The organism is Micromonospora sp. CPM1, from assembly GCF_023896895.1.
Taxonomy (GTDB): Bacteria; Actinomycetota; Actinomycetes; order Mycobacteriales; family Micromonosporaceae; genus Micromonospora; species Micromonospora tulbaghiae.
On sequence record NZ_JAMHIU010000005.1, the window covers coordinates 154,760 to 175,250 of the forward strand.

General features: G+C 75.3%; 19 protein-coding genes. 6 read left to right on the plus strand and 13 right to left on the minus strand.

Annotated elements, in window-relative coordinates:
- Positions 1-122: 122 nt before the first annotated feature.
- The 3 genes from M8C11_RS08330 to M8C11_RS08340 form a co-directional block, all read right to left on the minus strand.
- Entirely contained in the window at positions 123-785 is a 663-nt protein-coding gene (locus M8C11_RS08330) for a response regulator transcription factor (RefSeq protein WP_252449127.1), read from the minus strand.
- Positions 782-1,999 (minus strand): sensor histidine kinase, encoded by a 1,218-nt coding sequence (locus M8C11_RS08335; RefSeq protein ID WP_252449128.1) that lies wholly within the window; start codon positions 1,997-1,999, stop codon positions 782-784. The genes M8C11_RS08330 and M8C11_RS08335 overlap by 4 nt, the downstream gene beginning before the upstream one ends.
- Positions 2,000-2,196: 197 nt before the next feature.
- On the minus strand, positions 2,197-2,895 hold the full coding sequence (locus M8C11_RS08340; protein WP_252449129.1) for a DUF305 domain-containing protein: 699 nt from the start codon (positions 2,893-2,895) through the stop codon (positions 2,197-2,199).
- 138 nt (positions 2,896-3,033) lie between these two features.
- Here M8C11_RS08340 and M8C11_RS08345 point away from each other — a divergent pair, with 138 nt between their 5' ends.
- Both M8C11_RS08345 and M8C11_RS08350 read left to right on the plus strand, forming a co-directional pair.
- Complete coding sequence (locus M8C11_RS08345) at positions 3,034-4,485, plus strand: LVIVD repeat-containing protein (protein ID WP_252449130.1); 1,452 nt, start codon at positions 3,034-3,036, stop codon at positions 4,483-4,485.
- Positions 4,486-4,599: 114 nt separating this feature from the next.
- Positions 4,600-5,028 (plus strand): hypothetical protein, encoded by a 429-nt coding sequence (locus M8C11_RS08350; protein ID WP_252449131.1) that lies wholly within the window; start codon positions 4,600-4,602, stop codon positions 5,026-5,028.
- On the opposite strand, the gene M8C11_RS08355 is transcribed toward M8C11_RS08350, so the two are convergent.
- Both M8C11_RS08355 and M8C11_RS08360 read right to left on the minus strand, forming a co-directional pair.
- A complete protein-coding gene (locus M8C11_RS08355; RefSeq protein ID WP_252449132.1) occupies positions 5,007-5,999 on the minus strand; it encodes a carcinine hydrolase/isopenicillin-N N-acyltransferase family protein in 993 nt (330 codons plus the stop codon). The two genes, M8C11_RS08350 and M8C11_RS08355, sit on opposite strands and share 22 nt — an antisense overlap.
- Before the next feature lie 48 nt (positions 6,000-6,047).
- Complete coding sequence (locus tag M8C11_RS08360; protein ID WP_252449133.1) at positions 6,048-6,521, minus strand: DUF1203 domain-containing protein; 474 nt, start codon at positions 6,519-6,521, stop codon at positions 6,048-6,050.
- 122 nt (positions 6,522-6,643) lie between these two features.
- On the opposite strand from M8C11_RS08360, the gene M8C11_RS08365 reads away from it, so the two are divergent.
- Positions 6,644-7,519: a transglutaminase-like domain-containing protein gene (locus M8C11_RS08365; RefSeq protein WP_252449134.1), complete on the plus strand. Its 876-nt coding sequence runs from the start codon at positions 6,644-6,646 to the stop codon at positions 7,517-7,519.
- 60 nt (positions 7,520-7,579) lie between these two features.
- Here the strand turns inward: M8C11_RS08365 and M8C11_RS08370 are convergent, their stop codons facing one another.
- From M8C11_RS08370 to M8C11_RS08390, 5 genes are all read right to left on the minus strand, one after another.
- The gene (locus M8C11_RS08370) at positions 7,580-9,190 is read right to left on the minus strand and encodes an asparagine synthetase B (protein WP_252449135.1); all 1,611 of its coding nucleotides are present in this window, start codon (positions 9,188-9,190) and stop codon (positions 7,580-7,582) included.
- Positions 9,191-9,194: 4 nt separating this feature from the next.
- Complete coding sequence (locus M8C11_RS08375) at positions 9,195-10,154, minus strand: hypothetical protein (protein WP_252449136.1); 960 nt, start codon at positions 10,152-10,154, stop codon at positions 9,195-9,197.
- A 102-nt stretch (positions 10,155-10,256) separates the two neighbouring features.
- Positions 10,257-11,051, minus strand: coding sequence for an isocitrate lyase/phosphoenolpyruvate mutase family protein (locus M8C11_RS08380; protein WP_252449137.1), 795 nt, complete (start codon positions 11,049-11,051; stop codon positions 10,257-10,259).
- A complete protein-coding gene (locus M8C11_RS08385) occupies positions 11,048-12,052 on the minus strand; it encodes a cytochrome P450 (RefSeq protein ID WP_252449138.1) in 1,005 nt (334 codons plus the stop codon). Before M8C11_RS08385 ends, M8C11_RS08380 begins: the two co-directional genes overlap by 4 nt.
- A 105-nt stretch (positions 12,053-12,157) precedes the next feature.
- Positions 12,158-12,901: a helix-turn-helix transcriptional regulator gene (locus M8C11_RS08390; protein WP_252449139.1), complete on the minus strand. Its 744-nt coding sequence runs from the start codon at positions 12,899-12,901 to the stop codon at positions 12,158-12,160.
- Positions 12,902-13,026: 125 nt separating this feature from the next.
- On the opposite strand from M8C11_RS08390, the gene M8C11_RS08395 reads away from it, so the two are divergent.
- Positions 13,027-15,222 carry a family 43 glycosylhydrolase gene (locus tag M8C11_RS08395; RefSeq protein WP_252449140.1) on the plus strand — a complete coding sequence of 732 codons (2,196 nt, stop codon included), beginning with the start codon at positions 13,027-13,029 and terminating at the stop codon, positions 15,220-15,222.
- A gap of 38 nt (positions 15,223-15,260) precedes the next feature.
- On the opposite strand, the gene M8C11_RS08400 is transcribed toward M8C11_RS08395, so the two are convergent.
- Genes M8C11_RS08400 through M8C11_RS08410 form a run of 3 tightly spaced genes read right to left on the minus strand, consistent with a single transcriptional unit; the run spans position 15,261 to position 17,586 of the window.
- Entirely contained in the window at positions 15,261-15,794 is a 534-nt protein-coding gene (locus M8C11_RS08400) for a 2'-5' RNA ligase family protein (RefSeq protein WP_252449141.1), read from the minus strand.
- 44 nt (positions 15,795-15,838) lie between these two features.
- Positions 15,839-16,444: a response regulator transcription factor gene (locus tag M8C11_RS08405; RefSeq protein ID WP_091417915.1), complete on the minus strand. Its 606-nt coding sequence runs from the start codon at positions 16,442-16,444 to the stop codon at positions 15,839-15,841.
- Positions 16,441-17,586, minus strand: a complete 1,146-nt coding sequence (locus tag M8C11_RS08410) for a sensor histidine kinase (RefSeq protein WP_252449142.1) — start codon at positions 17,584-17,586, stop codon at positions 16,441-16,443. Before M8C11_RS08410 ends, M8C11_RS08405 begins: the two co-directional genes overlap by 4 nt.
- Before the next feature lie 132 nt (positions 17,587-17,718).
- Between M8C11_RS08410 and M8C11_RS08415 the strand changes: the two genes are divergently transcribed.
- The gene (locus M8C11_RS08415) at positions 17,719-18,546 is read left to right on the plus strand and encodes a hypothetical protein (RefSeq protein ID WP_252449143.1); all 828 of its coding nucleotides are present in this window, start codon (positions 17,719-17,721) and stop codon (positions 18,544-18,546) included.
- 118 nt (positions 18,547-18,664) lie between these two features.
- The gene (locus M8C11_RS08420) at positions 18,665-20,422 is read left to right on the plus strand and encodes a DEAD/DEAH box helicase (protein WP_252449144.1); all 1,758 of its coding nucleotides are present in this window, start codon (positions 18,665-18,667) and stop codon (positions 20,420-20,422) included.
- Positions 20,423-20,491: the final 69 nt, after the last annotated feature.

Below are 20,491 nucleotides of genomic sequence, written 5' to 3' on the forward strand. Positions count from 1 at the left end.
TCGGACACCTCCGACGCTAGGTCCGGCACCGGTCAGTTGATCTCCACCTGCGCGCTCGACCTCGGTGCGACCACGGTCGTCCCCCACCGGGCAAACCCGTACGACCTGAGACGTACGGCCGGTCAGCCGCCGGGCGTGACCAGGCCGCTCTCGTACGCCAGGACCACCGCCTGGACCCGGTCGCGGAGCTGGAGCTTGGCCAGGATCCGGCCCACGTGGGTCTTCACGGTCGCCTCCGCGACGTGCACCCGGGCGGCGATCTCGGCGTTGGAGAGCCCCTGCGCCACCAGCAGCAGCACCTCGCGCTCCCGGTCGGTGAGCTGGGCCAGCCGCGGGTCCGCCGTCGGCGCGGGGCCGAGCTGCCCGGCGAACCGGTCGAGCAGCCGCCGGGTGATCGACGGGGCCACCACCGAGTCGCCCTGTGCCACCACCCGGATCGCGGCCATGAGCTCCTCCGGCGGCACGTTCTTGAGCAGGAAGCCGCTCGCCCCGGCGCGCAGCGCGGCGAACGCGTCGGCCTCGGTGTCGAACGTGGTGAGCACCAGCACGCGCGGGCCGCCGGCCGAACCGGCGCAGATCCGCCGGGTCGCCTCCACCCCGTCCATGGTGGGCATCCGCAGGTCCATCACCACCACGTCGGCCTCGACCCGGTTCAGCACCCGCAGCGCGTCCGCGCCGTCGATGGCCTCGCCGACCACCTCCAGGTCCGGCTGGGAGTCGAGCACCATCCGGAACCCGGCCCGCACCAGCGCCTGGTCGTCGACGATCATCACCCGCACGGTCACGCCGCCGCGCTCCCTTCCTCGGTGCCGGCCGCCGCCGGCAGTGGCAGCCGCGCCTGCACCCGCCAGCCACCGGCGAGTGTGGGGCCGGCGGCGAGGCTGCCGTCGTACACCCCGACCCGTTCCCGCATGCCGACCAGGCCGTGCCCGCCGGACGGCGCCGGCCGGACCACCGGAGCGCCGCCGCCGTCGTCCACCGCCCGGACCACGACGGCGTCCGCGGCCCAGTCCAGCGTCAGCTCCACCGACGCGCCGACGCCCGCGTGCTTGAGCGCGTTGGTCAGGCTCTCCTGGACCACCCGGTAGACGGTCAGCTCCAGGCCGGGCGGCAGCGCCCGCGGGGTGCCGGCGCCGCCGCAGTTGATCCGCAGCCCGGCGGCACGGAACCGGTCGAGCAACGCGGGCAGCTCCACCAGCGCGGGTCGGCGGTGCGCCGGCTCGGCGGCCGGCTCGTCCGCCGCCGGCAGCGGCTCCGGACGGTCGGGTTCCCGGAGTACGCCGACCAGCCGCCGCATCTCCTCCAGCGCCGCCCGGCCGGTGTCCGCGACCACCTTGGCCGCCTCCCGGGCGGTGGCCGGATCCCGGTCGAGCGTGAACCGCACCCCGTCCGCCTGCACGATCATCACGGCCATGCTGTGGGCGACCACGTCGTGCAGCTCACGGGCGATGCGGGTGCGTTCCTCGGCGACGGCGGCGCGCGCCTCCGCCTCCCGTTCCCGCTCCAGCGTGGCGGCACGCTCCTCCAGGCTGACCACGTAGAGCCGGCGGGTCCGCAGGTTCAGCCCGGCCAGCCAGACCGCGCCGACGATCAGGGCGTAGAAGAACGCGCCCATCCACCAGGGCCCGGTGCCGGGCGACTGGAGCGCGGCGAGCACCCCGCCGATCGCGGCGACGACCCCGGCGACGATGCCGTCGCGGAGCCGGTCGGCGTACTTGACCACGCTGTAGAGGGCGATCAGCACGGCGACGTCGTAGCTGAGCGGCCCCCAGCCGGCGATCACCTGGACCAGCGCGAGCGCGGCCACCAGGACGCCCACCGCCGACGGGTGGGTACGCCGGAAGAACAGCACCGCCGCCATCGCCAGGCCGACCGCGGACGCCGAGAGCCCGGTCAGCCCGGCGAGGTACCCGGACAGCACGAAGAACACGACGAGCCCGCAGACGGCGGCGTCGAACGCGACGCCCCGCAGCGGACGACCGAGGATCAGGCGGTTCACGATCCCCCAGCCTAGGCCCGCCCCCGCCGTCCCCGACCCGTCCCCGGCCCGTCCCCGGCCCGTCCCCGGCCCGTCCCCGGCCCGTCCCCGGCCCGTCCCCGTCGATCATGAAGTTGGCGGCGGTTGCTGTCCGATTTGTCGCAGCCAACTTCATGATCGACGGGGTGAGGGTGGGGTGGGGATGGGGTGAGGGCGGGTCAGGGGGTCAGGAGGGCCTGCATGCGGGTGATCTCGGCGGACTGCTCGACCGCGACCGCGGTGGCGAACTCCTGCATCGGCTGGTCGACGCCGACCTTCAGCAGGTCGGTGGACATGACGATGGCGCCGCGGTGGTGGTCGGACATCATCTGCACGAACAGCCGGTCGAACGCCGCGCCGCGCGCGTCCGCGAGCCGCCGCATCGCCTCGGCGGACTGCATCCCGCGCATGCTGCCGTGGTCGTGCCCGGGCACGTCGGCGGGCAGGTCGCGCGTGCTGAGCCAGGCGCGCAGCAGGCCGACCTCCGGACCCTGCGCGGCGCGGATCCGCTCGGCCACGGCACGGATCCGCGCGTCGGCGGCGCGCTCGGGCGCGAGCGATGCCATCTCCAGGGCCTGCTCGTGGTGCGGGATCATCATCCGGACGTACCAGACGTCGAGGCTGTTGAACCGCGGCGTGCTGGCGCCCCGGACCTGCTCGGCGGCGCGGGTCGCGGCCGGCTCCCCCGGCCGCCCCGGCACCACCACGGGTGGCGCCGACCCGGCGGCGCTCGCGCTCGGCTCGGCCACCGCGACCGTTCCGGCAGCCTCCGGGGTACGGACGTCGTCGTCGCGCCCGGTCAGCGTCAGCGCGCCGACCACCACGAGGGTCACCAGTGCTGTGACGCCCACCCACACTCGCGCCTGCCGGCTGGTCATACGACGCCTCCTCCGGTCAAGGTGACAGCGATCCTATCCATAGACGAAAGTTCCCTAGTGTGACCCAGCTCACATTGATGGGCGTCGTCAATAGGTAAGGTGTGGCGAATCATGACCCCCTTTCGAAGGGTGTTGCCGATGATCAACATCCGCACGTCCCGCATCCGGATCGTCAGCCTGGCCGCCGCCGGCCTGCTGCTCGCCGACGTGTTCACCGCGCCCCCGAGCAGCGCGCAGGAGATCCCCCGCGCCCAGGCCGCGCCGGCCACCGTGGACAACGCCGTCCCCGGTGTCGACGAGATCTCCAGCAGCCCCAACCTGCGTCAGGTGGCGAACCTGCCGAAGCAGGCGCCGTTCGACACCACGGCCGCCCTCGGCACCGACATCGCCTTCCAGGGGCGGTACGCGTTCGTCGGCAACTACGACGGGTTCGTCGTCTACGACGTCTCCCGCCCGAACCGCCCGACGATCGTGTCGCAGGTGCTCTGCCCCGGCTCGCAGAACGACATCTCGGTCCACGGCAACCTGCTGTTCCTGTCGACCGACTCCTCCCGTAGCGACGACTCCTGCGCCAGCACCACCCAGCCGGCGTCGGTCAAGGAGTCCTGGGAGGGCATCAAGATCTTCGACATCCGGGACAAGCGCAACCCGCGCTACATCAAGTCGGTGGAGACGGCGTGCGGCTCGCACACCCACACCCTGGTGCCCGGCAAGGACAAGCGGAACGTCTACTTGTACGTCTCCTCGTACAGCCCGCGGGCCGAGTTCCCGGACTGCCAGCCGCCGCACGACTCCATCTCCATCGTCAAGGTGCCGGTGAAGAGCCCCACGACGGCCTCCGTGGTCGCCACGCCGAACCTGTTCCCGGACGGCGGCTACCCGGGCGTCCCGGGCCAGTCGTCGGCCACCACCGGCTGCCACGACATCACCGCGTACCCGTCGAAGGACCTGGCCGCCGGCGCCTGCATGGGTGACGGCGTCCTGCTGGACATCTCCAACCGCGAGGCGCCCCGGGTGATCGAGCGGGTCACCGACGCGGAGAACTTCGCGTTCTGGCACTCGGCCACGTTCAACAACGCCGGCACCAAGGTCGTCTTCACCGACGAGCTGGGCGGCGGCGGCGCGGCCACCTGCAACGAGGTGGTCGGCCCGAACCGCGGCGCGGACGCCATCTACGACATCACCGGCCGCGGCGACGCTCGCAAGCTGGAGTTCCGCAGCTACTACAAGATCCCCCGCGTCAACACGGACACGGAGAACTGCGTGGCCCACAACGGCTCGCTGATCCCGGTGCCCGGTCGCGACATCATGGTCCAGGCCTGGTACCAGGGCGGCATCTCGGTGTGGGACTTCACCGACTCGCGCAAGCCCAAGGAGATCGCCTACTGGGAGCGCGGACCGCTGGACGCCTCGCAGCTGCGTACCGGCGGCTCCTGGTCGGCCTACTGGTACAACGGCCACATCTACTCCAGCGACATCCAGAAGGGACTGGACGTGCTGGAGCTGCGTGACCCGCGCACCTGGCTGGCGCAGTTCCTGCTGGTGCCCGAACTGAACGTGCAGACCCAGGCCGGTTACCTGAGCTGGTGACCCGCTGACCCGTCCCGGGCCCGGCACTTCCCCTCGCGGGGGTGCCGGGCCCGGCGCGTGCGGCGGCCCGTAAACCCCTGGCCGCACCGGCTGCCGCGGGCGATCCTGTCTTCCGTGAAGCGGTACGTGAGCGACCCGCTCGACGGCGCCGACGTCGTGCTCGTCGGGCTCTTCCCGGCCAAGGACAAGGACTACGAGGCCCGCCTCGACCGGCTCGCCGCCGTGGCCGAGGAACGCGGCGCCCGGGTGGTGGGCCGGTTCGTGCAACGTCGAGGCGTCTCCGACCGGTGGCACGCGCGGCCCGGCGGAGCTGCCCGCATGTCCCAGCCGTTCTCCCGCCGGACGCTGCTGACGCACGGCAGGCTCCGCGAGATCGCCGAGGCGTGCCGGGAGGCCGGCGTCGACGCCGCCATCTTCCTGAACACCCTGACGCCGGTCCACCGGACCGTGCTCGCCGACCTGCTGGGCTGCCTCGTGATCAGCGGCGACGACCTCGGCCGGAGCGGTCCCCCCGGCCCGGATCAGCTCATCGGCAGCCGGTAGTCGCGGGTGCCGCCACCCGCCGTCACCACCCGCACCTCGCCGCTGCGTAGCCCGTACGTCACCGACCAGCGGGTGTGCGACTGCCGTACCGCGTTCAGCAGCCGCAGCGCCCCGGCCGTGTCGACCACCCCACCGGTGCGGTCCAGTTCCTTCGCGAGCACCCCGTACCTGTGGTCCTGCCGCAGTTCCCGGTCCGGCACACCCACGGCCGGCACGTTCGTCAGCGCCTGCCACGGGGCCTGTCGCCGATCCACTGTGAGCTTGCCGTCGACGAACTCCACCACCGCGGACGCGCCGGTCGCGTCGGCCAGCAGGTAGTGCAGCGGCGGCCCGCCGTCGAAGTCCAGGTTGTAGCGCTTGAACACGGCGACCGCCTCGTCGACAGTGGCGGCCGAGTCGAGCACCAGGCGCAGGATGCGCACCGATCCCACCTTGGGCAGGCCGGGCACCGGCTCGGCGCGCGCCCCGTCGTCGGCGGCCAGTCCGACGGCGAGACCCCGCTCGTTCATGCCGTCGAACGGCAGCAGCGGCGCGTCCAGCAGCCGCCGGTCCCCCGTCGGGTCGGCGGACACGCCCAGGTACGAGATGTCGACCAGCGAGATCGAGGCGTACCCGTCCGGCGGGTCGGTGCGCAGCACCAGCGCGGGGTTCGGCTCCCAGTCGAAGTTGCGGGCGAACACCGGCCGGTCGCGGTCGGCGAGCGCGGCGAACAGCGAGCAGCCGAACGGGCTCGGCGGCGTCGACCCGGCCAGCCCGGCGGTCGGGTCGTAGTCGCCGTCGTACGTCATCTCGTACATCGGCAGGTCGTCGATCTTGCGGAGGCTGGCCAGGGTCCGTTCGACCTGCCCCGGGTCCTGCCGCGACGCGGTCGGCGAGCCGGCCGCGGCCGGCGGGTCGGACCGGCGGCTCTCCCCGCAGGCCGTGCCGAGCAGGAGCAGCGCGAGCCCGCCGGCGATGAGGGTCCTCCGCATGACAGCGACGCTAGAAGAGGCGTCCGCCGATGTCCATCCGGGACCCGGTCAGCTCCGCACGACGGCGAACATCCAGCAGCCGTACACGACGTTGCGGCTGTGCAGCAGGTCCACCGCCGGGTCGGCGAACAGCTCCGCGATCACCGCCTCCGGGTCGCCGCCGTCGTGTCGCCGTCCGCCCACGATGCGGCCCCGGCTGTCGTACGCGCGCAGCACCTGCTCGCGTCCGCGCCACCCGGACGGGTACGCCGTCACGTCGTCCGGGCCGGCGCAGCCGGTGGCGTGCGCGAACACCGGCCCCACCTCGCGGTACGGGCCCGGCGGCAGCGGCGGGGCGTACCCGAACAGCAGCAGCGCCTCGTCCGGCCGGGCGTCGCGAAGGCAGCAGCGCAGCGGCTCGCCGCCGGTGGCGCGCCGGTGCTCGGGCGGCTTCCCGGTGGCGTCGCGGCCGGTGCGTCGCAGCTCGGCGAGCGTCGCGGCGGGCAGCGGGTGGATCCGGAACTCGGTACGGGTGGTCGTCACGGTTCCAGCCTGGCGCGGCCCGGACCGCGGCGCTGGCGGTGATCGGACCTGGCATTCGGGTGCCGGGAAATTGCGCGCCGAGCGGGCACCCGCCGGCCGGGTCCGGCGCCGACAATGGCCGGATGGACGTCGACGACTACCGGACCCACTCCCCGTACAGCGATCCCCGCCACCACGCGGCGCTGCTCGACGCCGTGCCCGCCGACCTGCCCACCGTCGCGGCGATCGCCCGCAACGTGATCGTCCACTACCGCGCCGGTGGCGTGGAGCTGCCGGACGTCCGCCGGGCCGAGGTGAACCTGCGCTGGATGGACCGCATCCTCGACGCCGACCAGTCCCGGTTCCCGCTGCCGCTGGCCGCCGAGCGCCCGGCGGCCGAGCGGGTCGCCGGCTGCTGCCGGGACCACACGCTGCTCACCGTCGCGGCGCTGCGCCAGCACGGGATCCCGGCTCGCAGCCGGATCGGGTTCGTGAGCTACTTCGTGCCCGGCTGGCACCACGACCACGTGGTCGCCGAGTGGTGGGACGGCGAACGCTGGGTCTGGTCCGATCCGGAGCTGGACCCGGCCGGCGACCGGCCGTTCGACGGCTACGACATCGACCCGGAGGCGGGGCACTTCGAGTCGGCGGCCCGGGTGTGGCTGGCGTACCGGGCGGGCCGGATCGACCCGGACACCTACGGCGTGGACCCGTCGCTGCCGATCCGGGGCGACTGGCTCGTCCACGACTACGTGCTGCTGGAGCTGGCCCACCGGCACAAGGACGAGGTGCTGCTCTGGGACGGGTTCGGGGCGATGACCGAGGACCTGACCGGCGCCGACCTCACGCTCGTCGACGAGGTCGCCGCGCTGCTGGTGGCCGCCGACCGCGGCGACGCCGCAGCCGAGCGGGAGCTGGCCCGGCGGTACGCCTCGGACGCCCGGTTGCGTCCGGGCCCGACGGTCCACTGCGTCGACCCGGTCTCCGGCACGGCCGCCGACGTCGGCCTGCGGCGCTGACCGGAGCGGCGGCCGTGCACCCGCTGACCGGCGTGACGGACGGCCCGGCGCTGACCGGGCTCACCCGGGCAGGGGCGCCTCGTCGCCTCGGGTGCGGCGCGGGTTGACCAGCCGGCGGACCATCGGCGCGGCGTTCCAGCGGGCCGCGCCGACCAGGTCCCGGGCGTGTTCCAGCACCGTGTAGTCGGGCCGGGCCATGCCCTCCGCGATGGCCCGGTCGAGGTCGTTGCCGCAGCGGGTGAGCACGCTGTCGAAGTCCCGGCGGACCGGTTCGAGCAGGTCGTAGCCGAAGGAGCGGTGCAGCCGGGCGAACAGCGGCTTGTAGAGGCGGGCCCGCTCGTGCAGCCCCGACGAGTACGACATCGGGTTCTTCGGCCGCTGCCGGACGTAGGAGGGCAGCACGTCCGCGAAGGCCCGCCGGACGATCCACTTCTCCTGCCCGTCGCGCAGTTTCACGTCCAGCGGCAGCCGCATGGCCAGCTCGACGACGCTGAGGTCGAGGAACGGCACGCGGGCCTCCACGCCGTGCGCCATGCTGGCCCGGTCCACCCGTTGCAGCTCGGTCCGGCACAGGTTGCGGATCTTGTGCAGGAACAGGCGGCGGGACCGCTCCGGCCCGACCCGGTGGTACATCGGGTACCCGCCGAACAGCTCGTCGGAGCCGTCGCCGGTGAGCACCACCCGTACGCCCAGCTCGTGCAGCCGCCGGAAGATCGGCACGGAGACGACCGCGTTGATGATGTCGCCGTACTCGGTCAGCTCGGAGATGCGGATCGCCTCGCGGACGTCGGCGAGCCGGATGTCGCGCGGGCGCAGTTCGATCACCTCGTGCGGTACGCCGAGGTCGGCGGCGAGCCGCCGGGCGTACGCGACGTCCGGGCTCTCCGGCACGCCGATGGTGACCGCCACGCAGTCGGGGTGCAGTTCCCGGGCGTGCAGCAGCGCCAGTGAGCTGTCCAGGCCGCCGGAGAGCACCACGCCGACGGTGAGGTCGGTGTCCAGCCGGGCGCGCATCGCGTCGGTGAGCGCGACGCGGACCAGCAGGGCGGCCTCGTCCGGGTCGTCGATCACCGGCAGGCCGTCGCCGAGGGTGAGCAGGTCGACGTGCGGGCCGAGCCGGACCGGGCGGCCGGGCTCGACCCAGCCGTGGTGGCCGGGCGCCACCTCGCCGATCGGCGCGCCGTGCCCGACCAGCGCCTTGACCTCGGAGGCGAGGTGCAGGCAGCCGGGCAGGCGGGACCAGTACAGCGGCTTGACCCCGAGCGGGTCGCGGGCCAGGTACGCCCGGCCGGTGTCCCGCTCGACGATCACGAACGCGTACTCGCCGCGCAGCCGGCGGACCGCGTTCCCGCCCCACTGGTGGAACGCGGTGAGCACCACCTCGGTGTCGCCCGTGGTGCGGAACCGGTGCCCGAGCCGGGTCAGCTCGGCGCGCAGCTCGTGGTGGTTGAAGATCTCGCCGTTGAAGCAGAGCAGGTGCCGCTCGTCCGGTGACATCCACGGCTGGACGGACCGTTCCCGGTCCACGATCTTCAGCCGCCGTACGCCGGCGAGGAGGCCGTGTTCCTGCCGGGTCTCGGTTACCTCACCGCGCGGTGCGAGCGCGGCGAGCATCCGCCGGAAGGTGGCCGGATCCGCCTCGGGGCCGATGCTCAGCGCGATCCCGCACACCGGGTCACACCCCCATCTCGGCCTCGTACGCCCGCCGGTACCGGCGGCGGGCGTCCGGGGCGAGGCACACGTGCCAGGCCTGTCCCTCGTCGACCACGTTCACCTCACCGGCGTCCTGGCGGGCCAGCAGTAGTCCGGCGAGCGCCGGGCGGGCGCCGAAGCGGTCGTACCACTCCAGTTCGACGTCGGCGGCCCAGCCGAGGCAGTGCCCGCTGGGCACCATCGCGGCGTACCCGAGGCGGCGCAGCCGGTACTGGTGTTCGGCGCTGCGGGCCAGGCTGGTCACCCACAGCGGCGGCGTGCCGTCCGGCGCGACGGCGGTGAACTCCCGGGCCAGGTCGTTGAGGAAGCCGATCATCTCGCGCCGGGCCCGGCGGAACAGCAGCCCGGCGGTACGCGGGGTGGCGTCCGGGCGCAGCCGCCGCCGGACCGCCCGCAGTCCGCGTCCCACCACTGTGGCGGGTTGTTCCTGGTAGCGGAACTCCAACAGGCCGCGGCGGCGCAGCCACTCCAGGTCGACCAGTTCGGTGCTGGCGCGTACCTGGTCGTCGGTGAGGAACGTCGGGCTGTCCCGCCACCAGAGGACGTCGACGCGGGAGAGCAGGTAGATCCGGACCAGCGCGGTGAGGTCCTGCGCCGAGCTGCGCGCGTTGGGCTGGTAGCGGGCCATCTCCAGCAGCAGCGTCTCCCGGGCGCCGATCAGCCCCTGCGGGGTGGCGTCGAGGACGGCGGCGATGGCCGGTTCGCGCAGCCGCTGGTCGAGCAGCACCTGACGGGCGGTGGTGGACGGCGCGTCGGCGAGCGCGCCCACCTCGACCAGGAGTTCCGCCACCGCCGCCCGGTACGCGGACAGGTCCGGCTCGGCGCCGACGCGCCGGCCGCCCGCGGGCACCCGCCGGGCGGGAGCGGTGGACGTGACGGCGGGACCGGGCTGGCGACCGGGGCTGCGGCTGGGCACTCGCATGGTCTCCGTCCCCTCTCGGTCAGGACACGGCGTGATTGGGCCTGCACACACCGTAATGAGACGAGAGGGTGACGATCGTCCCATCTCCCCCGAAGTGCCCGATCAGGTGGCGGACGGCTGCACCAGCGCTTGCACCTCCTCGTACCCGGGCGGCGCCGGCAGGCCCGCGTCGCGCCCGGCGCCGATCGCGTCGGTCAGGTGCAGCGCCGCGCCGAGCGCGGCCCGGAACAGCAGCGATCCGGTGCTGACCCGGGCCACCCCGAGCCGTCCGAGCGCGGCCAGGTCCGGGCCGCCCGGCCGGTGGAGCACGTTCAGCGGCAACCCCACCTCGGCGGCGAGCACGCCGACCAGGTCGTCCGGCGCGCCCGGCACGAACAGGCCGTCGGCGCCGGCGGCCCGGAACGCGGCCGCCCGCCGTCGTGCCTCGGCCAGCGGCGACGGCACGCCCAGCCACCAGGCGTCGGTGCGGGCGTTCACGAAGATCTGCGGCAGGGCGGCGCGGACCGCCGCGATCACGGCGGCGACGTGCTCCACCGGGGCCAGGCGCCCGTCCGGGCGGCCGTCCTCCAGGTTCACGCCGACCACGCCGAGCGCGGCCAGTTCGCCCACGAACCCGGCGACCTCCGCCGGGTCGTCGTGGAAGCCGTCCTCGACGTCCACCGTCAGCAGCGCCGGCAGGTCCCGCAGCCGGTACGCCAGCTCCAGCGTCTCGGCACGGGTGGCGCGGACCGCGTCCGGCCGGCCGGCGGCCGCCGCCACGCCCAGGCTGGTGGTGCCGATCGCCGGGTGGCCCCGGGCGGCGAGCGCCGCGGCGGAGGCGTGGTCCCAGGCGTTCGGCAGGAGCAGCGGTTCGCCGGGCCGGTGCAGGTCACGGAATGCGCGGTACCGGTCGGTCATCGCAGGATCACCTCGAGTCGGGTCGTCGGGACGTCAGGGGCCGGGACGGCGGGACGGCAGCGGCGGCGCAGCACGCCGACCACGCCGGCGGCCAGGGCGAGCGCGTGCCGCTGCCCGGGGCAGCCGCGGGGACCGGCGCCGAACGTCAGCGCGGCGTTCGCCCGGCCGGCGCGGAAGCGGTCCGGCTCCGGGAAGGCCGCCGGGTCGCGGTTGGCGGCGTCGAACCGCAGCAGCAGCCGCTCCCCCGCGCGCACCGGTTGGCCGTCCAGGCTCAGCGGGTCGGCGGCGACCCGGCGGGTGACCCGGACCGGCGGGTCGAGGCGCAGCACCTCGGCGAGCAGCGCGTCGGTCCCGAGCCCGTCCGGCGCGTCGAGCCCGTGCCGGACGGCGGCCACGATCAGCCCGGCGGTGGCATCGGCGGCCTGCACCAGCAGCCCGAGCCGGTTCGCTGTCACCTCGGCCGGAGCGGGCGGCGACATGGCCAGCAGCGCCGCCACCGCCCGGTCCGCCCGCCGCACCGCCGCCGGTTCGGCGCCCGGGTGGTAGGCGGCGGCCACCGCCGTCACCTCCGCGACGGCCGCCGCCGGGTCGGCCAGGCCGAGCCGCTCCGCCAGCACCACGAGGGGTACGCGCCGAGCCAGATCACCGGTCACGTCCACCCGGTCACCGCCGTTGTCCCCGGTCGCGGCGCGGTCGAGGATCCGGCCGGTCAGCCGTTCCGCGGCCACACACAGTTCCCGTGGGTCGAGGGTGTCGAGCGCCGCCACCCCGACGGCTCGCCGCGCGGCATGCCGGTCCGGCGGACTGAACCGGCTCACCGAGGCGCGCAGCCATGCCAGGCCACCCTCCGGCGCCTCCTCGGCGGGCGGCACCACGCAGCGGGGATCGGTCAGGACGGAGACGACGTCCGCGTACCGGGTGACCACCCAGCCGCCGTCGTCCGAGGTCGGCGGCCCGCAGGGCGGTGTGCCCGGAGCAGCCGTGATCGTCGGTGAATCCATCGTCCGACCGTAGGGCGCCGACAGTTCGGTCCGGACCGAACGATCCGGCCGGGCACATCCGGCGGCCCGGCGCGGGCGGGACGGGTGCCGCGAGGCACGGGCGGGTCAGGCGCGGGCGGGACCGCTGTCGCGGGACGCGGGCGGGGCCAGCAGCGCCGGGTCGAGCGCGAGCGCGTCGGCCAGCGCGTCCCGGCCGGACGGCGTGAGCCGTACCGCTCGCCCGGCGCCTCGCACGGTCCAGCCGAGGTCGAGGAAGCGTCCGCACAGCGCCGCTCCGAGCGCGCCGGCCAGGTGCGGGCGCCGTTCGGTCCAGTCCAGGCAGTCGCGGACGAGCGGGCGCCGCGTCGCGCGCAGCGGTTCGACCGGTACGCCGAGACCGGCCAGCCAGGTCACGCCGTTGCCGGTCAGCGCCAGGCCGCCGGAGCGGTCGAGCACGCCGCGGTCGAGCAGGGCGTCGTACACCAGCACGCCGAGCCGTCCGGCCAGGTGGTCGTAGCAGGTGCGGGCGTACGCCAGGGCGACGCCGGCCGACACGGCGCGCAACGTGCGGGGCGGGGTGGCCGGTGCGGGCGCCCGCGCGGCCAGGTCCTCGACGAGTTGGGCGACGCCCGGGTCGGCGAGGCGGACGTACCGGTGGCGGCCCTGCCGCTCCTCGACGAGCAGGCCGCCGGCCACCAGCCGGGTGAGGTGGTCGCTCGCGGTGGACGCGGCGACCCCGGCGGCGCGGGCCAGTTCCCCGGCGGTCCAGGCGCGGCCGTCGAGCAGGGCGAGGCAGAAGCCGGCCCGGGTGGGGTCGGCGAGCAGCGCGGCGAACCCGGCGAGTCCGCGGCCGTCGGCGCCAGTGGTCATCGGCCCATGTTGACACGGGCACGGTTCGGGCCGCGCCGAACGGTCCCGGGGTTCTTTACAGCACTCTCTCCAACGTTGTAGAAACGGTGGCACCGCACCTCCGTCTACTCCCGAGGGCAGGCCCGATGGGACACCTCCGCCGCGGTGGCGCGCTCGCCGCCGTACTCACGCTTCTGCTCGCCGGCGCGGCCCCCGCGTCCGCCGCCGGGCCCGACCGCTACCGCAACCCGGTCTCCGCCGGGTTCGCCGACACCTTCGCCGACCCGGTCGTGGTGCGCGGCGACGACGGACTCTGGTACGCCTTCGGCACCTCCGACCCGCTGCGCGAGGGCGAGGGGCGCACGCACCGGGTGCCGATCGCCCGCTCCGCCGACCTGGTCGACTGGGCCTACGTCGGCGACGCGTTCGCCCCGGACCAGCGGCCCGCCTACGCCGCGCCCGGTGCCGCGTTCTGGGCGCCCGACGTGCGGCGGGTGGCGGGCCGGTGGGTGATGTACGTGACGGTCACCGACACCACCGTCTCCGACGACACGTTCGACACCGCCGTGGGCGTGGCCACCGCGCCGAGCCCGGCGGGCCCGTGGACGTTCGCCGACACGCCCGTGGTCGCGCCGCGCCCGGGCGCCGGCGGCGGTTACCTGTGGACGATCGACCCGAGCCAGCTCACCGGCGCCGACGGCCGCCACTGGCTCTACTACGGCAGCTACTACGGCGGCATCTCGGTCACCGAGCTGTCCCCGGACGGGCTGCGCGCGGCCGGCACGCCGACGGCGGTCGCGATCGACAACAAGTTCGAGGGCGCGTACGTGCTGCGCCGCGACGGCTGGTACTACCTGTTCGCCTCCACCGCGAACTGCTGCGCCGGCCCGGCCACCGGCTACTCCGTCCAGGTCGGCCGGTCCCGTGACCCGCGCGGCCCGTTCACCGACCGCGACGGGCAGCGCCTCGACGTGTCCCGGGCCGGCGGCACGCCGGTGCTCACCCAGAACGGCAACCGCTGGATCGGCACCGGGCACAACGCGGTGCTCACCGACCTGTCCGGTCAGGACTGGATCGCCTACCACGCGATCGACCGCGCCGACCCGTACCTGGACGAGCCGTTCGGCGTCAACGAGCGGCCGATGCTGCTCGACCGGCTCGACTGGATCGACGGGTGGCCCACAGTCAACGCGGGCGCCGGTCCCTCCGACAGCGTCCGGCCCGCGCCGGTCACCACCGGCCCGATCGACGCCCGTTTCGCCACCGCCGACCTGCGCGGCTGGCGGGCCGAGCACGGCCGGTGGCAGGCCGCCGGCGGGGTGCTGACCGGCAGCGGCACGCTCACCTCGCGTACCCGGATCGGCGGCGACCTGCGCGTGGAGACCGACCTGCGGCTGACCGGCGCGACCACCGCCGGGCTACGGGTGGACGGCGTGGACGTCCGCGTCGGGCGCGGCCGGCTCACGGCGGGCGCCGCGTCCACCGCGCTGCCCGCCGGCCTCGACCTGCGCGACCGGCACGATCTCGCGATCGAGGTACGCGGGCGGCAGCTCGTCGCCACGCTCAGCCCGTCCCGCCTCGGCGACCCGGTCGCCCGGGTGACGGTGCGGCTGCCCCGCCCCGCGACGGGTGAGGTGTCCGTGCGCGCCCAGGGCGGCCCGGCCGAGTTCGACAACGTCAGCGCCGTCCGGCTGTACCGCCCGGCGCGGCACACCGTCCCCGACCCGCGGGTCGGCCCGGTGCTGCGCAGCTTCTCCGACGAGTTCACCGCCCGCCTCGACCCGGCCTGGCAGTGGGTCCGCCAGGACCCGGCCGCCACCGTGAGCGGCGGCGCGCTGCGCTGGCCGGTGCAGGACGCCGACCTCTCCGGCACCGGCAACACCGCCGGGGTGCTGCTGCGCGACGCGCCGGCCGGCAACTATGTCGCCGAGACGAAGGTGACGCTCGACCTGGGCGAGGACAGCGTGCGCAACTACCAGCAGGCGGGCCTTGTCGCGTACGTCGACGACGACCGGTTCGCCCGGCTGACCCAGGTGGCGATCTGGAACACCCGGCAGGTCGAGTACGGCTACGAGCTGCCCTTCGCCGGGCAACCCGTGTACGGCGGCAGCATCGTCGGCACCCCCGGCACCACCACCTGGCTGCGGCTGGCCCACCGGGTCGACCCCGTCAACGGCGAGCACGAGTTCCGGGCCGGGTCCAGCCGCGACGGGAAGCACTGGACGTGGGGCGCGGTGTGGACGTTCCCGGCGGACACGACGCCGCGGATCGGGCTGGTGGCGCACGGCGGCGCGACACCGGCGGTGACCGCGGAGTTCGACTACCTGCGCTTCCACCGCTGACACTCGGGGCCGTCCCCTGTCGTGGGGGCGGCCCCGGCTCAGCCGCCGGACCGCGGGCAGGCGGTGGTCAGCTCGCTGATCGTGCGGGTGTCGCCGTCGTAGCTGCGCGCCGCCACGAACGCACCGGCCGGCGGATGCGCCCCGGCGACCGCCCGGGCCCGGCGCCGATCGGCCGCGCCGAACCGCAGCGCCAGGCTCAGGTGCGGCACCCACCGGCCGGGCTGGTGCCACGAGTGCCCGCCGGACGCCTCGGCGAGCACGTCCCAGACCGCGCCGTGCAGCGCGACCAGCTGCGGCGTCGCCCGGACCAGCCACACCAGCGGCGCGCTGCCGTCGAGGACCGCCACCCGGCCCAGCCGTACCGGCAGCGGCAGCGCCGCGTCACAGAGGTCGGCGAGGCGCTGCTCGGCGCCGGGCGGGAACTCCTCGACCGAGGCGAGCGTGAGGTGCGGCCGGTTCGTCGGGTGCGTGTTGCGGGCCAGGCTGGGCAGCCCGGCGGCGGCGAGCCGGTCCCAGGCAGCGCGAACCGCCGCTTCCAGTTCGGGCGAGCAGAGCAGTTCGACCGTCCGCACGTGATCAGGCTAGTCGGCGTCAGCCGCCCGCGACGTCCCGTACGTCAGAGCCAGCCGGCCTCCCGCGCCCGCCGTACCGCCTCCGCCCGGTCGGCGGCGCCGAGCTTCTGCACACATGCGCTCAGGTGGTTGCGGACCGTGCCGGCGGCCAGGTGGGTGCGCCGGGCGATCACCGCGACCGGGGTGCCCAGCTCGGCCAGCCGCAGCGTCTCCAGCTCACGCGGTGTGAGCGGGCACTCCGGCAGGGTCAGCGCCTCGGCCGCGAGCGCCGGATCGACGTAACGCGCGCCGGAGTGCACCCGGCGGATCACGTCGGCCAGCGCGCCACCGGGGGCGCCCTTGGCGAGGAACCCGCGCACCCCGGCGGTGAGCGCCGGCCGGAGCTGGGCGGGCCGGCCGTGTCCGGTGAGGATCACCGGGGCGCAGCCGGGCAGCGCCCGGGTCAGCTCGGCGGCGACCTCGACGCCGCCGGGCGGCGGCATCTCCAGGTCGAGCACGGCGACATCCGGGCGGTGGGCCAGCGCCGCGTCCAGGGCGCTGCGCCCGTCGTGGGCGTGCGCGACCACCTCGATGTCCGGTTCCAGGTCGAGCAGGGCGGCCAGGGCGAGCCGGATCAGCTCCTCGTCGTCGGCCAGCAGCACCCGGATCACGGCGTCACCGGCACCGTCGCCACCAGGCTGAACACGCCGTCGGCGGCCTCGGCCCGGACCCGTCCGCCGGCCGGTGCGAGCCGGTCGGCCAGGCCGCGCAGGCCGCCGCTGAGCCGGTCCGGTCCGCCGTCGTCGCGGACGCCGTCGTTGCGTACGGTCAGCGTCACCACGCCGCCCTCCCGGGTGATCTCGATCCGGCACCAGCCGGCCCGGCTGTGCCGCAGCACGTTCGTCCCGGCCTCGCGCAGCACGGCGGCCAGGTCGGCGGCGATCGGCGCGGGCACCTCACCGTCCGGCGGGACCACAGTCGTGCGTACCCCGCTGGACCGCAGCACCTCCCCCACCGCGGCGGCCTGCTCGGCCAGGTCGACGGCACGGTAGCCGTGCACCGCCGCCCGGACCCGGGTCAGCGCCGAGCCGGCCAGCCGCCGCGCCTCGGCCGCCTCCCGGGCGGCCCGGCCGGCGTCGCGCGGCGCCAGCCGCTCCGCCAGCTCGGCCTTGAGCGCGATCACTGTGAGGTCGTGGCCGAGCAGATCGTGTACGTCCCGGGCGAAGCGCAACCGTTCCTCGGCCGCGGCCAGCCGCGCCTGGGCGGCCTGCCCCTGCCGGGCCTCGACGAGCAGGTCCCAGAACCAGACCTGCACCCAGGTGAGCGCGGCGATCCCGGCTCCCACCACGCCGGTGACCAGCAGCGCCGTGGGCACCGGCCCGCCCGTCGACCAGGTGACGGCGGCGGACACCGCGAGGACGCCGGCCGCCGCCACCGCCGCGACGACGGGCCGGAACAGCAGCGGCACCATGCCGACCAGGGACGCGCCCAGCCACGCCCAGGTGGGCCAGGAGCCGGCCGCGACCGGGCCGAGCAGCGGCAGGCTGAGCAGCGCCGCCACTGTGAGCGCGGCGTGCCGGGTCCGGCGGGCCGGTACGGGCAGCCACGGCGTGACGGCGGCGTGCAGCACCGCGATCTGGGCCGCGGTGAACGCGAGCAGCCCGGCGGCGCCGAACGCGACGCGTACCGGGTCGGGTTCACGGGTCAGGCCGACGACGGGCAGCAGCACGGTGGTCCACACGTTGGTGGCCAGCGACAGCAGGGTGACCCGCCGGGCCCGGCGCAGCCGGTGGTCGGCGGAATCGACTGTCATGCCCGCCGATCCTAGGGCGTGCGCCGGCCCGCCCGCCCCTGCGAGATGTCACGGCCGGATCGTGCGTTCCGCACGGTTTCCCGGTGACTGATGCGCCTTCTCCGGTGCGCCCGGCGGCGGCAGGGTCGGGGCATGACGGAGATGACTGTGGTCGTACCCCGGCGGTGGGCCGGGTGGGCGCGGACCCGGCACCTGGCCGGGATGGTGGTGGCGATGGTGGCCGGGATGGTGCTGCTCGGGCCGCTGTGGCAGGTGGGCGGCCGGCTGCTGGGCGGCGCGGCGGTGCTGGCGCGGCCGGACGTGGGCGCGCTGGTGATGGCGACGAACATGGCGGCGGGCATGGCCGGCTGGATGTGGTACCGGGGGGACGGCCGGGCCGCCACCGCGGAGATGTCGGCGGCCATGTACGTGCCGTTCCTGCTGCTGCTCCCGCCCTGGTGGGCCGGGTGGGTCGGGGACGACATGCTGCTGCTCGGCGGTCATCTGCTGATGGTCCCGGCGATGCTGCTGGTGGCGCTGCGGCACCGGCACGCGCCCGCGGCGCCGCCGCGCCGGCACCCGGTCGCCGCGGCGGTGGCGCGGGGGTGGCCGGCCGGGCTGGGGCTGCTCATGACCGTGGACATGTGGTTCGCGCCGACCGTCTTCGCGCCCTGGACGCTGCTGGTCCTGCCGGCCGGCTACCTGCTGATCGGCACCTGGCGGCGGCAGTGGGGCGACCGGCGCGCGCTGGCCGCGCAGCTCGCCGGGGCGGCCGTGTGGGGCGGCCTGGCGGTCGTGGCGACGACCGCGTCCGCCGAGGTCGCCGGGGTGCTCGTCGGGGTGGGCTGGCTCGTGCACGCGGCGTGGGACGCCTGGTACCACCGCACCGGCGCGGTGGTGCCGCGCGGGTACGCGCTGTGGTGCGCGGTTTTCGACGTCGGGGTGGGTCTCACCACGCTGCTGGCCGTCCTGTCCCGGTGATCCGGCGGGGGCACGGGGCCACGCCGGATCACCCGGAGGGGACGGCACAGGGGTGGCGCGGCGAACGTTTGCCCCGGTCGCCGCGACCGCCGCGCGGCGGTGATGAAAAACTTGTCGCATGACCGCCGCACCGACCCCGACCGACCCCGCCGTTCCCGACGACGCCGAGGACGCCTTCGCCTTCGCCGATCTCGGGCTCCGCACCGAGTTGCTGGGCGCGCTGTCCGCGCTCGGGTACGAGGAACCGACGCCGATCCAGCGGGAGGCCATCCCTCCGTTGCTGGCCGGGCAGGATCTGCTGGGACAGGCGGCGACCGGTACCGGCAAGACCGCCGCGTTCGCGCTGCCGCTGTTGCAGCGGATGCCGGTCGGCCGGGCCGAGGGCGACCCGGTGTCGCTGGTGCTCGTGCCGACCCGTGAGCTGGCCGTGCAGGTCTCCGAGGCGTTCCACCGCTACGGCAAGGACCTGGGCGCCCGGGTGCTGCCGATCTACGGCGGGCAGCCGATCGGCCGGCAGTTGCGCGCGCTCGACCACGGCGTGGACGTGGTGGTGGCGACGCCGGGTCGAGCCCTGGACCACATCGCCCGGGGCACGCTTCGGCTCGGCGCGCTGAGCACGGTGGTGCTGGACGAGGCGGACGAGATGCTCGACATGGGCTTCGCCGAGGACATCGAGGCGATCCTGGAGCACGCCCCGGCCGGTCGGCAGACGGTGCTGTTCTCGGCCACCATGCCGGCCCGCATCGACGGGCTGGCCCGGCAGCACCTGACCGACCCGGTCCGCATCCGCATCGAGCGGGAGCGGCCGGTCGCCGGGGAGGCGCCCCGGGTGCGGCAGAGCGCGTACATCGTGGCCCGGGGGCACAAGCCGGCCGCGCTGGGCCGGGTCCTGGACGTGGAGTCGCCGACCGCGGCGATCGTGTTCTGCCGCAGCCGCGAGGAGGTGGACCGGCTCACCGAGACGATGAACGGCCGGGGCTACCGGGCCGAGGCGCTGCACGGCGGGATGAGCCAGGAGCAGCGGGACCGGGTGATGGGCCGGCTGCGCGCCGGCACGGCGGACCTGCTGGTCGCGACCGACGTGGCCGCCCGAGGGCTGGACGTCGAGCAGCTCACCCACGTGGTCAACTACGACGTCCCGTCCGCACCGGAGTCGTACGTGCACCGGATCGGGCGGGTCGGCCGGGCCGGCCGGGAGGGTGTGGCGATCACGCTCGCCGAGCCGCGCGAGCACCGGATGCTCAAGACCATCGAGCGGGTCACCGGGCAGCGGATCGCCATCGACAAGATCCCCACGGTGGCGGACATGCGCACCCGGCGGCTGGAGCTGACCCAGGGCGCGCTGCGGGAGAGCCTGCTGGAGGACGACCTCGACCCGTACCGGGCGATCGTGGAGTCGCTCACCGACGAGTTCGACCTGGTCGAGGTGGCGCTGGCGGCGGTGAAGCTGGCGCACGAGGCGACGTCGCCGGGCTCGGACGACGAGGAGGAGATCCCGCAGGTTCCGGTCCGCGGTCCGCGCGAGGGCCGGCCGGAGACCGGCGGGCGGGGCGAGCGCCGCGGCCCGGGGCGCCCGCGTACCGGCGGCACCACCCAGGTCTTCATCGGGCTGGGCCGCCGGGCCGGGGTACGGCCGCAGGACCTGGTGGGCGCGATCACCGGGGAGACCCGGATCAACGGCCGGGACATCGGCTCGATCGAGATCGCGGACCGGTTCTCACTGGTCGAGGTGCCGCAGGGGGTGGCCGACGAGATCATCGCCGGGCTGCGCGGCACCACCATCAAGGGGCGCAAGGCGACGGTGCGCCGGGACCGCGACGGCGACGGTACGGGCGAGCGCCGCGACCGGGGCTACGAGCGGCGCGACCGCCGCTGAGCCCGGCGCGACCCGCGGGCGGACACGACGGCGCCCCGGCCACAGTGGGTCTGTGGCCGGGGCGCATCG